The sequence below is a fragment of the Streptomyces sp. NPDC058274 genome, assembly GCF_042881375.1.
Lineage (GTDB): Bacteria > Actinomycetota > Actinomycetes > Streptomycetales > Streptomycetaceae > Streptomyces.
In genome coordinates, this window is record NZ_JBHVXW010000009.1 from 189,102 (window position 1) to 201,209 (window position 12,108).

Here is a 12,108-nt window from a genome sequence, read left to right on the forward strand (position 1 = left end):
AGCGCTCGCACGGAGAAACGGCCGGTGGCGCCACCCCCTTGAGTCGAGGGTGGCGCCACCGGCCGTGTCAGCTGTGGGTGGCCAGGTCGGGCGTCAGGCCCGCTCGACCCGCTGCAGATCGCTCAGCATGCCGGTGCGCAGCTGCTCGATGATCCGCTTGATCAGACGGGAGACATGCATCTGGGAGCAGCCGAGGTACTCACCGATCTCCGCCTGCGTGGCTTCCTCCACGAACCGCATGTGGATGATCTGCCGGTCGCGGTCGCTCAGCTCGGCCACGAGCGGAGCGAGTGTCTGGAAGTCCTCGACGAGGCGCATGCCGTCGTCCTCGACGCCGATGAAGTCCGCGAGGACCGCTTCGCCCTCCTGGCTGCCGTCGCCGGTGAGCGCGGCGTCCAGGGAGGAGGAGGTGTAGCCGTTGGAAGCTATCTGCGCCTCGACGACCTCGTTCTCGGAGATGTTCATCAAGGTGGACAGTTCGGCGACGGTCGGATCGCGGTCCAGACGGCTCGCGAGTTCCTCGCGCGCCTTGGCCAGTTCCACGCGCAGTTCCTGCAGCCGGCGCGGGACGTGCACGGCCCACGTCGTGTCACGGAAGAAGCGCTTGATCTCACCGACGATGTACGGCAGCGCGAAGGAGGTGAACTCGACCTCGCGCGAGATCTCGAACCGGTCGATGGCCTTGATCAGACCGATCATGCCGACCTGGGCGATGTCCTCCAGGTCGTCGCCGCGATGACGGAAGCGTCCCGCGGCGAAGCGGACCAGAGACATGTTCATCTCGATCAGCGTGTTGCGCGCGTACTGGTAGTCGTGCGTGCCCTCTTCGAGCTCCGTCAGGCGCTGGAAGAACTGACGGGACAATTCACGCGCGTCGCGAGGAGCCACGGCTCGCGGGTCCTCGACATGCGGCAGGGGTGCCTCACCTGTACTGGTGCGGGCGGACTTCTGGCTGACCTTCGACCGGCTCACGGCGGTGACGGTGTCCATGACCTCTCCCACGCTCACTGTTCGGTTCGCCCTTCCAAGCATCGTGTTCGGCGAATACCCCGTACACCGGAACCCATGTGTCCGTTCTCCGGAAAAAGTCTGAGGGACGGTCAGACGGTGATGCACGGAGTCCTCGGGAACGTGGCCGAGTTGAGGAAGCTCGACCGTGTCGGTGATCTTTCTCGACCCCGATTACCCGACCTTACCGGGTGTACGCGGGCCGAAAGCCCCTGAACCCGTACGGCCCTTCGGCCCGGCGCATGCCCGCGTCCGGCCTCTTCCGGGCGGGTCCGGGAGCGCAAGTCGCGTCGCGCGGGACCGAGCGGCTCCTGAGCGGAAGCGGAAGGCTCCGGGCGGGCGACGCGAGGGTGTCTTAAATGGGGCAATTCCTTGTGCGGCGCCCTGTTTGACACTGTGTGGGGCGCAAGGGCTGTACCGAACACCGCATCCGGTCGAGGACGCTGCCCGAACCCGGCCCGGCGCTCACACCTCGTTGTTCCACATCCGGAACATCACGCACTTCCCGCGGCCGTCGAACGTCACCGTCCACAGATTGGCGAAGGTGCCGAGTTCTTTGTAGCGGCCGGTGCCTTCGACGGCGGCCGTGTCCCCGTTGACCGTGAGCACGGACCACTCGAACTCCCAGCCGCCCTCCTGCCATGCCGCCCGGCCGAGCCAGCCCTCGACGATCTCCTCACGGCCGGTCCAGTCGGTCGCGTAAGGCCACTCGTGGTACTCGGCGTGCGGCGCGAAGAGCGCCGCGACGTCCTTCCGGCTGTTGCTGCGCCAGGCCCGCACGTAGTGCTCGACCCATGTCTCCACGTCCTGTTGCGTCACCATGGCTTCATCCCTGGGCGGTGGGCCGGACGACGAGTTCGTTGACATCCACGTCGAGCGGCTGGCTGATGGCGTAGAGGATCGCCTCCCCGATCGCCGAGGCGGGGATCGCGATGTCCATCTGGTCCTGGACCGCCTCCCGTACGGCACTCTCGCTGATCCCCTCGGTCAGCTCGCTGCGGGTCAGCCCGGGGCTGACCACGGTGACCCGCAGGTCCCGGCTCTCCTGCCGCAGACCCTCGGAGATGGCGCGGACCGCGAACTTGGTGGCGCTGTAGACGGCCGCGGTGGGGTCGACACGGTGCCCGGAGACGGAGGCGATGTTCACGATGTGTCCCTCGCCCTGGGCCCGCATGACCGGGAGGACCGCGGCGATGCCGTGCAGCACACCGCGGATGTTGACGTCGATCATGCGGTTCCACTCGTCGACCTTCAGGGCGTCGAGGGTCGACAGCGGCATCACGCCCGCGTTGTTGACCAGCACGTCCACCCGCCCGTACTGGTCGGTCGCGGCCCCGGCGAACGCGCGCACGCTCTCCAGGTCGGTCACGTCCAGCTCGCGGTGGACGGCGCTGCCCCCGGCGGCCCGGATGTCCTCGGCGACCGCCGCGACGAGCTTGCCGCGCCGGGCCCCGAGCACCACTCGGTGACCTGCCTCGGCCAGCCGCCTGGCCGTGGCCTCTCCGATGCCGCTGCCGGCCCCGGTGATCAGCACGACCTTGCCTACGGCCGTGGAATGGGTGGGAACGGTCATGGTGACCCCTTCGTAGACGCCGGTCACGGCGTTGTTCCTGGTCGGGATCCGAGCATGCGCCGGATCCCGCGGCGGGGGCAGGGCGAGGCTTCCTGGGTGCGCCACACCCAGGAAGCGCCGTCGTAGGCTTGGTCCATGAGCGGAAACGAGCTGGGCGAGTTTCTGCGGGCACGTCGCTCCCGCCTGAACCCCGCCGACGTGGGGTTTCCCGGTTCCGGAGCACGCCGGGTCGCCGGCCTGCGGCGCGAGGAGGTCGCCGTCCTGGCCGACGTCAGCGCCGACTACTACGCCCGCCTGGAGCAGGGTCGCGAACGGCACCCCTCGGGCCAGGTCATCGACGCCATCGCGGGTGCCCTGCGGATGGATGCCGACGCCCGCTGGCACGCCTACCGGCTGGCCGGACTCGTACCCAGGACGTCACCGGTCGGCCGGCGCGCGGAGCACGTGGCACCGGCCCTGCTGCGGCTGATGGACGCATTCCCCACGGCCGTCGCCTACATCACCAACCGCCGGCTCGACGTCCTCGCCTCCAACGCCCTGGCCGAGGCGCTGCTCTCGCCGCTCGCCAACAGCCGCGACATGGTGCGGTCCCTGTTCCTCGACCCGGCCGCCCGTGAGCTGTTCGCGGAGTGGCCGGCCGTCGCCCGCGACACCGTGGCGGCCTTGCGCCTGGCCCACGGACACGAGCGGAACGATCCCGAAACCACCGCGCTGGTGGCCGAACTCCTGGACACCAGTGAGGAGTTCGCCGCCCTGTGGCGGGAACACTCCGTCGCCCGCCTGGGCAGCAAGACCAAGGTGTTCAACCACCCGGACGTGGGCCGCCTCACGCTCACCTACCAGTCCTTCGACGTGCAGGACGCCCCCGGCCAGTGCCTGCTCGTCGGCAGTGCGGAACCGGGCACCGCGGACGCCGACTCCCTGGCCCTCCTCGGTGCGCTCCGCGCCGCGCGTTGATTCCCCGCTGCGCTGATTCCACCGAGAGCGGAACGCGGATGCCTTCCCGCGCAGCTCAGCGCTTCTACGCTGAAGGGGTGAGCAACCAAGCGCCGAACGAAGCCCGCGTCATTCCCCTGCGCCCGGCGGCCGCGCCGGATCAGGCCACCGCCCCGGCCCGCTCGCCGCAGCGGCAGGGGCCCGCCTTCGCGCCCCGGCAGACGCCGCCGGCTCCCACGAGCCGAGAGCCCCTGTGGCGCGACCTGGTGGGCGACGTCCTGCGGCGCGAGCGCCTCGCCCAGGAGCGCACGCTCAAGGAGGTCGCCGACGCGGCCCGGATCTCGATGCCCTACCTCTCCGAGCTGGAGCGCGGCCGCAAGGAGGCCTCGTCCGAGGTCCTCGCGGCCGCCGCCCGCGCCCTGGGCCTCGGCCTGACCGACCTGCTCTCGCTGGCGCAGGACGAGCTCGCCCGGTCGGCCCGCCCGCGCACCGGCCGGAGCCGCACGACAGCGCCGTACAACGGGATGTGCCTGGCCGCCTGACCGGCGCGCGGTGGCCGGGCGCCCGGGTGTCAGACCACCGTGAGCCGTCGGCTCAGCACCTCGTCGGCCAGTCCGTACGCGACTGCCTCCTGCGCGGTGAACACCTTGTCGCGGTCCATGTCGGCACGCAGGGTGCCCACGTCGTGGTGCGTGTGCCGGGACAGCACCTCCTCCACCTGGGAGCGGATCCGCAGCATCTCCTTCGCCTGGAGGCTGAGGTCGGAGACCGTGCCCTGCCGTCCGCCGCTGGCCGGCTGGCCCAGCAGCACGCGCGCGTGTTCCAGCACGAACCGGCGTCCGGGGTCCCCGCCGGCCAGGAGCACGGCGGCCGTCGAGGCGGCCTGTCCGACGCAGAACGTCGAGATCGGCGCCTGGACGAACGTCATCGTGTCGTAGATCGCCATCAGTGAAGTGAACGATCCCCCGGGCGAGTTGATGTAGATCGCGATCTCGCGCTCCGGGTTCGACGACTCCAGATGCAGGAGTTGCGCGATGACGACATTGGCCACTCCGTCGTCGATCTCCGTGCCGAGGAAGATGATCCGCTCGGACAGCAGCCGGCTGAAGACGTCGTAGGAGCGCTCACCCTGCGGGGTGCGCTCGACGACGTTCGGAATCGTGTACGTCCCCATGTCAGAGCCCCATCCGTCGCCGTGACGCGGCCGGCCGGACGTCGTCGAGGGACTCCACGACGCGGTCGACCATCCCGTACTCCCGTGCCTGCGGGGCCGTGAACCAGCGGTCGCGGTCGCCGTCGCGGGAGATCGTCTCCTCGCTCTGGCCGGTGTGCTGCGCGGTGATCCGCTCGATGGCCTGCTTGGTGTACTCCAGGTTCTGCGCCTGGATCTCGATGTCGGCGGTGGTGCCGCCGATACCGGCGGACGGCTGGTGCATCATGATCCGGGCGTTCGGCAGCGCGAAGCGCTTGCCCGCCGTGCCGACGCTGAGCAGGAACTGCCCCATGCTCGCGGCGAATCCCATGGCGAGCGTCGAGACGTCGTTCGGGATGAGCTGCATGGTGTCGTAGATCGCCAGGCCCGCGGTGACCGATCCGCCGGGGCTGTTGATGTACAGGCTGATGTCGGTGCGCGGGTCCTCCGCCGACAGCAGGAGCAGCTGGGCGCAGATCCGGTTCGCGGAGACCTCGTCGACCTGGGTGCCGAGGAAGACGATGCGCTGCGCGAGCAGTTGCGCGGCCAGATGGTCGTCGAACCGGTTCGCGGGGGTGTCCCCCTCCTCGGCCCGTGGCGTCAGGGCAGGGTTCCAGCCCGAGATGAGTGGAGTCATCGTTCCTCCTTGTCGTGGGCGGCTGCGGTCGCCGCGCACTCCACTCTCGGGCCGGAAGGAGCACCGGAACGTGTTTCTCGGCCCGCAGCAGATTCGCCACGAGCAGAGGGCCTCAGGGATTCGGAACGGACGCCCTGTCGCGCAGGTCCCGGAAGAAGGCCCGCACATCGGCGACCAGCAGCTCGGGCTCCTCCATCGCGGGGAAATGCCCGCCCCGGTCGAATTCCGTCCAGCGCACGATGGTGTTGGTCCGGTCGGCGACATGCCGCAGCGGTACGAAGTTGTCGTGGGGAAAGACGGCGAGTGCGGTCGGGACGGTGGAGGGCTGCGGAGGCTCACCCCAATAGGCCGCGTGGGCGCGCTCGTAGTAGATGCGGGCCGACGAACCCGCCGTACCGGTCAGCCAGTACAGCATCACGTTGGTGAGCAGCTGGTCCCGGTCGACGGCGTCCTCCGGGCGCTCGGGCGCACCCGTCCACTGCTTGAACTTCTCGGCGATCCAGGCGAGTTGGCCGACGGGGGAGTCCGTGAGCGCGTAGGCGAGGGTCTGCGGCCGGGTGGACTGGATGTCGGCGTAACCCTGTTCGTCGCGGGCCCATTTCTGCCCGCGCCGCCACGAGGCGAGCGTGCGCTCGCGTTCCCGCGGGCTCAGCGCTGCGAGTTCGTCGGCGCTCGGTTCGCTGGTCGCGGAGCCGCTGGGCAGCAGGTTCAGATGGACGCCGATGACCTCTTCGGTGCCGATACGGCCCAGCTCGCGGGCGATGGCGGCGCCCCAGTCGCCGCCCTGTGCGCCGTAGCGCCGATATCCCAGGCGCCGCATCAGCTCGGCGAACGCGGCGGCCACCCGGTGGAATTCCCAGCCGGTCTCCCGGGTGGGGCCGGAGAAGCCGAAACCGGGAATGCTCGGTACCACCAGATGGAAGGCGTCGGCGGGGTCGCCGCCGTGCGCCCGCGGGTTCGTCAACGGCCCCGCGACCTCCTGGAATTCGACGATCGAACCGGGCCAGCCGTGCGTGATGATCAAGGGGGTCGCGTCCGGTTCCGGAGAGCGGATGTGGGCGAAATGCACGGTCGCGCCGTCGATCTCCGTGGTGAACTGCGGCCATTCGTTGAGCCGTGCCTCGGCCGCCCGCCAGTCGTAGTCGTGGCGCCAGTAGTGGACGAGCTCCCGCAGGTAGTCACGCGGGACTCCGTAGGCCCAGCCCACGCCGGGCAGTTCGTCCGGCCACCGGGTCCGGTCGAGCCGCTGACGCAGGTCGTCCAGGTCGCCGTCGGGAATGTCGATGCGAAAGGGCTGAAGGGAGCGCGAGGCGTCCGGTGCTGAGGTGCTCATATGGCGCGGATGCTATCCCTGCCCGGTCCAACGGGCGCCATGAATTTCCTGGTGGCCGCCTCGCCCGCCGCGGTGAGCTGGGCCAGCACGGCGGCCAGTACCGGGTCGTGCTCCGCGCCCGACCGGACCGCCGCGAAGACATGACGGCTCGGCGGGTGTCCCTCGGGTGCGCGCACCACGAGACCCGGACGGTGCAGGGGCTGCACCAGCCGCGGTACGAGTGCCACGCCCGCGCCCGCCTCGACGAGAGCGGCCAGTGACTGCCAGTCGTTCACCGCGTGCCGGATCTCCGGCGTGAACCCGCCGGCCGCACACACCGAGCGGGTCACCGCCCCGCAGCAACTGTGCGCGTCCCCGACGATCCAGGGATCCGCGGCCAGTTCCCGCAGCGGGATGCGGTCCAGCCCGGCGAGGCGATGGGTGGCGGGCAGCGCGACGTCCAGGACGTCGGCCAGGAGAGCGGTGCGCGCGTAGCGGCGGTCGGTGAACGGGGGCGCGGCGGCGAAGTCCACGGCCACCGCCACGTCGACCTCGCCCGCGTCGAGGCGGGTGAACAGGTCGGGCGGTTCGGCCTCCACCACGGCCACGTCGATGTCGGGACACATCCGCGCCAGGTCGGCCAGGGCGGCGGGCAGCAGTCCGGAGATCGCGCTGGAGAACGCCCCGATGGTCAGCGTGCCGCGCCGCCCGTCGCTCCAGGCCGCGAGGTCGGCGCGGGCGCGCTCCAGTTGGGTGGCGATGACGTCCGCGTGCTGGAGCACCACCCGGGCCTGTCCGGTCAGGCGGACGCCCCGGCCGTGCCGCTCGAGCAGCGGGACGCCCAGTTCACGGGAGAGCGCGGCCACTTGCTGGGAGACCGCGGACGGCGTCAGATGCATGGCCTGCGCGGCCTTCGCCAGACTGCCCCGGCGGTCCAGCTCGCGCAGCGCACCGAGCCTCCGGAGATCAATACTGAAGCTTCCGCTTACCTGTTCCATCCACAAACATTAACTGGACCTGCTGTCCCGCAGCGGCCGACGATCGCACCATGACCGCGACCTCACGTTCCTTTCTGATCCTGCACGGCTGGCAGAACCACCGCCCAAAGGACCACTGGCAGCACTGGCTGGCAGATCAACTGACCGCCCGCGGCGAGCATGTGACCTACCCTCAGCTCCCCGATCCCGACGATCCGGACCTGGACGTCTGGCTGGAGCGGTGCCACGCCCTGCTCGCCGCACAGCCCGCAGGACCGGGGCACGAGCGGGTGGTCGTCTGCCACAGCCTGGCCGTACAGCTCTGGCTGCACGCGGTGGCCGGCGGGGGAGTCCGCGCCGAGCGGGTCCTGCTGGTCGCGCCTCCGTCCGACGAGGTGCTCGACCGTTACCGCGAGGTCGCCGCATTCGCCCGGCCCGAGGTCACGGCGGCCCAGGTCGCCGCGGCGGCCGGCCTGACCCGGCTGGTGGCGGGCGACGACGACCCGTACTGCCCGGGCGGCGCGGCCGGGCGGTACGGCCTGCCGCTCGCCCTCGACACCGACGTCGTCCCCGGAGGCGCCCATCTGGACCTCCCCGCGGGATACGGCGCCTGGCCGTCGGTCCTCGACTGGTGCCTGGACCCCGCCGTACGGATCACGGCACGCACCGCGAGGGCGACTGATCGGCGCCCCGGACCCTGACGTACGGCGCCCGACGGAATCGCGAAGTATCCGCGCGCGCCACCGATGAGTTTCCGGACGAGGATCGGTCGACAGAGGTGAAGACGTTCCCGCCTAGGAGGTACCGCATGTCCAGCGAAGGATTCACCACCTGCCTGTGGTTCGACGGCCAGGCCGAGGAAGCGGCCGACTTCTACGTCTCGGTCTTCAAGAACTCCCGGCTCGGCCGGGTCGGCCGCACCACCGACGCCGGTCCCGGACCGGCCGGCTCCGTGCTGACCGTCGAGTTCGTCGCCAACGGCCAGAAGTTCGTCGCGCTGAACGGGGGCCCGCAGTTCACCTTCACCGAGGCCGTCTCCTTCCAGATCTTCTGCGACGACCAGAGCGAAGTCGACCACTACTGGAACCGCCTCACCGACGGCGGCGGCGAAGGCGGTCCCTGCGGATGGCTGAAGGACAGGTTCGGACTGTCCTGGCAGGTCGTCCCGTCCCGGCTGATCGACATGGTCACCGACCCGGACCAGGAGAAGGCGGCCCGCGCGACACAGGCGATGCTGTCGATGGGCAAGCTCGACATCGCCGCACTGGAGAAGGCGTACGCGGGCGAGTAGCGGGCCGGCGCCCGCTGGACGAGCGCCTCCGGCCGGGGTACGAGGGCGGAGGCGACCTCGTCGAGGATCAGGGCCAAGGGGGTGCCAACGGGGCGCGGCAGCCCGGCCGGTGGCTCGCGGTTTCCTACCGGGCCGGGCGGTGCAGGGCGAGGTCCGGTGCGCCGAAGCGTGACGCCGCGAGACGCGACTGGTGCCAGTGGGGGTAGATGAGCTCGGGCGCGCTGACCTTGTCGAGGCGGTCGATGTCCTCCGAGGTCAGCGTCACCTCCGCGGTGCCGAGGTTGTCGGCCAGCTGTTCGTCCTTGCGCGCGCCGATGATCACGGAGGTCACGGCGGGCTTCGCGAGCAGGTAGGCGAGGGAGATCTGCGCGGGTGAGGCACTGTGCGCCGAGGCGATGTCGACGACGGTCTCGATGGTGTCGTAGAGCTTGTCCTCGTCGCGCACGGGCGGCTCGTTCCAGTCGGTGAGGTGCCGGCCGTCGCTCGCCTGCTGTCCGCGGCGGTACTTGCCGGAGAGCAGCCCGCCCGCCAGCGGGCTCCACACCATGATGCCGAGGCCCTGGTCGAGGGAGAGCGGGACGAGCTCGTACTCGGCGTCGCGCGACTCCAGCGAGTAGTAGATCTGGTTGCTCACGAACCGCTGGTAGCCGTGCGCGTCGGCGACGGCCAGCGCCTTCATCAGCTGCCAGCCCGAGTAGTTCGAGACGCCGAGATAGCGGACCTTGCCCGAGCGCACGAGCGTGTCGAGGGTCTCCAGGGTCTCCTCGAGCGGGGTCAGCCCGTCCCACTCGTGCACGTGGTAGATGTCCAGGTGGTCGGTGTTCAGCCGGCGCAGGCTGCCCTCGACCTGGTCCCGGATGTGGTGGCGGGACAGGCCCTCGTCGTTCGGTCCTTCGCCCATGGGCATCCGGACCTTCGAAGAGATCAGCAGCCGGTCGCGGTTGCTCCCGATGGCCTGGCCGAGGATCTCCTCGGCGGCACCGGCCGAGTACATGTTGGCGGTGTCGACGAGGTTCACGCCCGCGTCGAGGCACATGTCGATCTGCCGCCGGGCACCGGCCACGTCGGTGTGGCCGACGTCGCCGAAGGCGGCGCTGCCACCGAAGGTCATCGTGCCCATGGCGAGCGTCGAGACCCGCAGTCCGGACCGGCCGAGCAGTCGGTACTCCATCGTCGTCCTCCAAGTCGGTGCGCAATCCATTGCACCCCGGCATCACGGTCCTCGCCAGCCACGCGGATACCCGCGCGGCCGGGAGACACGCCACGGCCCGGGAAGCGTCAGGGGCTTCCCGGGCCGATTCATGCGCGAGGCCGGCCTCAACGGCTGAGACAGACGTACGGCGGACGCGTGCGGGCCTCCGCCCCGGCCGAGCGACGTGTGACCGGACGTCGGTCAGTCGCCCGACGCCGCCCCGGCCGGAGATCCGGACCCGCCGTGCCTCACTTGGCGACGGTCGATCCGAAGTGGGCGTTGTCCTGCGGCGCGGCGAGTGCGGCGGCGCCGAAGGACCAGGAGCCGCTGGTGGTCAGCCCCGAGGAGGTTCCGTCGAGGACCCAGGCGAAGCCCTCGTCGACGTTCTCGTCCGGGGCCGTGGTGACGAGCTCGGCGTGACCGTCGCGGTCGGAGTCGATGAGACGGGCCTGCGCACCGAAGAAGTCGCCCTGCTCGGCCGCCCCGGGCACGCCGGCCGTGTCCTGGTTGACGTTCTGCACGCCGGCCGAGGTCACCCCTCGTGCCGAGCCGCGCAGCAGCCACACCGCGCCGGCGTCCGCGAGGTCACCGATGCCCTCGCCCTGTGAACCGATGGCCAGATCGAGGTAGCCGTCGCCGTTGACGTCGCCGAGACTCACGTCGCCGCCGAAGTCGTCGCCGAGCTCGTCGACGCCGGGGACGCCGTTCTGCCCCTGCTGGAAGACGGTCACGGGCTCCTCACCGTTGGTTCCGAAGAGGCCGAGGTTGCTGCCGTAACGCACCTGGACGGAGCCCCCGGACAGGTCCCACTCGCCGTGCTCCAGCACGCGGGGGGCGCCGAGTACGAGGTCGGGGTAACCGTCCTTGTTGATGTCACCGGAGGTCCCGACCGAGCCACCGTCGAACGTGCGGTCCAGGATGAGTCCGTCCCGGTCGCTGCGCAGCAGTACCGAACGGTTCTCGACCTGTTCCAGCGACGGCTGGGTCCCGGTGACGACGAGGTCGGCGTAACCGTTCTTGTCGTAGTCGGCGCCGGTCAGGCCGGTGGGCTTGAAACCGTCCTCCGTCGGGATGCCGTACAGCTGCTCGGGGTTCGCGGGTGTGCGGGAGCCGGCGAAGTCGTGCACGTACACGGAGTCCGTTCCGTTGACGTGAGCCAGTTCCTGGTGCCCGTCGGCGTCGACGTCGGCCGCGGTGAGCCCGGTCCCGAACGCCTCGTTCGCGCTGGGCGTGCCCACGGTGTTGCTCTGCAGCCAGCTGCTCGTGCCGGTGAGTCCGCCGGCCGAGCCCCAGACGACGGTGATGCCGCCGGCGTCCGTCGCCGAGTCGATGTCCTCGCCGGGAACGCCGATGGCCAGGTCGGCGTAGCCGTCGCCGTCGAGGTCCGCGGAGGCGACGGATGCGCCGAAGGCGTCACCGGACTCGGGGGTGCCGGGCACACCGGCCGAACTCTGGGTGAGGACCACCTTGCGAGCGGTGTCGATGCCCGAGGACGAGCCGTAGAGCACGGACACGAAACCGGCCCCCGCCTTGCCGCCCACGGCCGCCTTGGGCGCAGCGGTCACCAGATCCGGGTAGCCGTCCCCGTTGAAGTCGTCGTGCGCCACGGCGGCGCGCGGGGCGGCCACCGCGGAGGTGCTGCCGGCGAGGACAGCGGTGCCGGTGGTGGCGAGTACGCCGGCCACCAGGGCGGCGAGGTATGTCGAGCGCAAGGAAGTCCCCCTGTATGAAGCCGCGTTGACGCGCAGCCGTGTGGATACGAGCGAACCGACGGGGTTGGCCTGAGTACGGCTTCTTGTCCGTGGCGTGGGATCTGACACGGCACCCCGGTCCGGGGTTGTGCTCCCGGGGGCCGATCGGAGGGGCCTGTGACACGGCTGTGACAGCGGCGGCGATTCCGTGACGACAGGGCACTGCCCACGGCCGGTCGAGCCGGGAAGGAGCGGGCATGCCTTCACGATTCGAGCACATGCGCATGCCTCGGTCGCTT

General features: G+C 70.5%; 13 protein-coding genes. 4 read left to right on the forward strand and 9 right to left on the reverse strand.

Annotated elements, in window-relative coordinates:
• Positions 1-93: 93 nt before the first annotated feature.
• From ACFVYF_RS20215 to ACFVYF_RS20225, 3 genes are all read right to left on the reverse strand, one after another.
• Entirely contained in the window at positions 94-990 is an 897-nt protein-coding gene (locus ACFVYF_RS20215) for a SigB/SigF/SigG family RNA polymerase sigma factor (RefSeq protein WP_389457091.1), read from the reverse strand.
• Between the two features lie 483 nt (positions 991-1,473).
• A complete protein-coding gene (locus ACFVYF_RS20220; RefSeq protein WP_389457093.1) occupies positions 1,474-1,830 on the reverse strand; it encodes a nuclear transport factor 2 family protein in 357 nt (118 codons plus the stop codon).
• A gap of 4 nt (positions 1,831-1,834) precedes the next feature.
• A complete protein-coding gene (locus tag ACFVYF_RS20225; RefSeq protein ID WP_389457095.1) occupies positions 1,835-2,581 on the reverse strand; it encodes an SDR family oxidoreductase in 747 nt (248 codons plus the stop codon).
• A 135-nt stretch (positions 2,582-2,716) separates the two neighbouring features.
• Here ACFVYF_RS20225 and ACFVYF_RS20230 point away from each other — a divergent pair, with 135 nt between their 5' ends.
• Together ACFVYF_RS20230 and ACFVYF_RS20235 are read left to right on the forward strand one after the other, a co-directional pair.
• The gene (locus ACFVYF_RS20230; RefSeq protein WP_389457097.1) at positions 2,717-3,538 is read left to right on the forward strand and encodes a helix-turn-helix domain-containing protein; all 822 of its coding nucleotides are present in this window, start codon (positions 2,717-2,719) and stop codon (positions 3,536-3,538) included.
• 77 nt (positions 3,539-3,615) lie between these two features.
• The gene (locus tag ACFVYF_RS20235) at positions 3,616-4,059 is read left to right on the forward strand and encodes a helix-turn-helix domain-containing protein (protein ID WP_389457099.1); all 444 of its coding nucleotides are present in this window, start codon (positions 3,616-3,618) and stop codon (positions 4,057-4,059) included.
• Positions 4,060-4,088: 29 nt separating this feature from the next.
• Here the strand turns inward: ACFVYF_RS20235 and ACFVYF_RS20240 are convergent, their stop codons facing one another.
• From ACFVYF_RS20240 to ACFVYF_RS20255, 4 genes are all read right to left on the reverse strand, one after another.
• On the reverse strand, positions 4,089-4,691 hold the full coding sequence (locus ACFVYF_RS20240) for a ClpP family protease (protein WP_389457100.1): 603 nt from the start codon (positions 4,689-4,691) through the stop codon (positions 4,089-4,091).
• A 1-nt stretch (position 4,692) separates the two neighbouring features.
• Complete coding sequence (locus tag ACFVYF_RS20245; protein ID WP_389457102.1) at positions 4,693-5,346, reverse strand: ClpP family protease; 654 nt, start codon at positions 5,344-5,346, stop codon at positions 4,693-4,695.
• 112 nt (positions 5,347-5,458) lie between these two features.
• Complete coding sequence (locus ACFVYF_RS20250) at positions 5,459-6,679, reverse strand: epoxide hydrolase family protein (RefSeq protein WP_389457104.1); 1,221 nt, start codon at positions 6,677-6,679, stop codon at positions 5,459-5,461.
• The gene (locus tag ACFVYF_RS20255; RefSeq protein WP_389457106.1) at positions 6,676-7,656 is read right to left on the reverse strand and encodes a LysR substrate-binding domain-containing protein; all 981 of its coding nucleotides are present in this window, start codon (positions 7,654-7,656) and stop codon (positions 6,676-6,678) included. The genes ACFVYF_RS20250 and ACFVYF_RS20255 overlap by 4 nt, the downstream gene beginning before the upstream one ends.
• A 50-nt stretch (positions 7,657-7,706) precedes the next feature.
• Between ACFVYF_RS20255 and ACFVYF_RS20260 the strand changes: the two genes are divergently transcribed.
• Positions 7,707-8,336, forward strand: a complete 630-nt coding sequence (locus ACFVYF_RS20260) for an RBBP9/YdeN family alpha/beta hydrolase (protein ID WP_389457108.1) — start codon at positions 7,707-7,709, stop codon at positions 8,334-8,336.
• Positions 8,337-8,443: 107 nt separating this feature from the next.
• Complete coding sequence (locus ACFVYF_RS20265; RefSeq protein WP_389457110.1) at positions 8,444-8,926, forward strand: VOC family protein; 483 nt, start codon at positions 8,444-8,446, stop codon at positions 8,924-8,926.
• Positions 8,927-9,050: 124 nt separating this feature from the next.
• On the opposite strand, the gene ACFVYF_RS20270 is transcribed toward ACFVYF_RS20265, so the two are convergent.
• Complete coding sequence (locus tag ACFVYF_RS20270; protein ID WP_389457112.1) at positions 9,051-10,097, reverse strand: aldo/keto reductase; 1,047 nt, start codon at positions 10,095-10,097, stop codon at positions 9,051-9,053.
• 269 nt (positions 10,098-10,366) lie between these two features.
• The gene (locus ACFVYF_RS20275) at positions 10,367-11,830 is read right to left on the reverse strand and encodes an FG-GAP-like repeat-containing protein (protein WP_389457113.1); all 1,464 of its coding nucleotides are present in this window, start codon (positions 11,828-11,830) and stop codon (positions 10,367-10,369) included.
• Positions 11,831-12,108: the final 278 nt, after the last annotated feature.

Coding starts and splice junctions, on each gene's coding strand:
- ACFVYF_RS20245 (WP_389457102.1), bottom strand. CDS start 5,346: ATGACTCCACTCATCTCGGGCTGGAACCCTGCCCTGACGCCACGGGCC.
- ACFVYF_RS20215 (WP_389457091.1), bottom strand. CDS start 990: ATGGACACCGTCACCGCCGTGAGCCGGTCGAAGGTCAGCCAGAAGTCC.
- ACFVYF_RS20260 (WP_389457108.1), top strand. CDS start 7,707: ATGACCGCGACCTCACGTTCCTTTCTGATCCTGCACGGCTGGCAGAAC.
- ACFVYF_RS20255 (WP_389457106.1), bottom strand. CDS start 7,656: ATGGAACAGGTAAGCGGAAGCTTCAGTATTGATCTCCGGAGGCTCGGT.
- ACFVYF_RS20220 (WP_389457093.1), bottom strand. CDS start 1,830: ATGGTGACGCAACAGGACGTGGAGACATGGGTCGAGCACTACGTGCGG.
- ACFVYF_RS20230 (WP_389457097.1), top strand. CDS start 2,717: ATGAGCGGAAACGAGCTGGGCGAGTTTCTGCGGGCACGTCGCTCCCGC.
- ACFVYF_RS20250 (WP_389457104.1), bottom strand. CDS start 6,679: ATGAGCACCTCAGCACCGGACGCCTCGCGCTCCCTTCAGCCCTTTCGC.
- ACFVYF_RS20270 (WP_389457112.1), bottom strand. CDS start 10,097: ATGGAGTACCGACTGCTCGGCCGGTCCGGACTGCGGGTCTCGACGCTC.
- ACFVYF_RS20240 (WP_389457100.1), bottom strand. CDS start 4,691: ATGGGGACGTACACGATTCCGAACGTCGTCGAGCGCACCCCGCAGGGT.
- ACFVYF_RS20265 (WP_389457110.1), top strand. CDS start 8,444: ATGTCCAGCGAAGGATTCACCACCTGCCTGTGGTTCGACGGCCAGGCC.
- ACFVYF_RS20225 (WP_389457095.1), bottom strand. CDS start 2,581: ATGACCGTTCCCACCCATTCCACGGCCGTAGGCAAGGTCGTGCTGATC.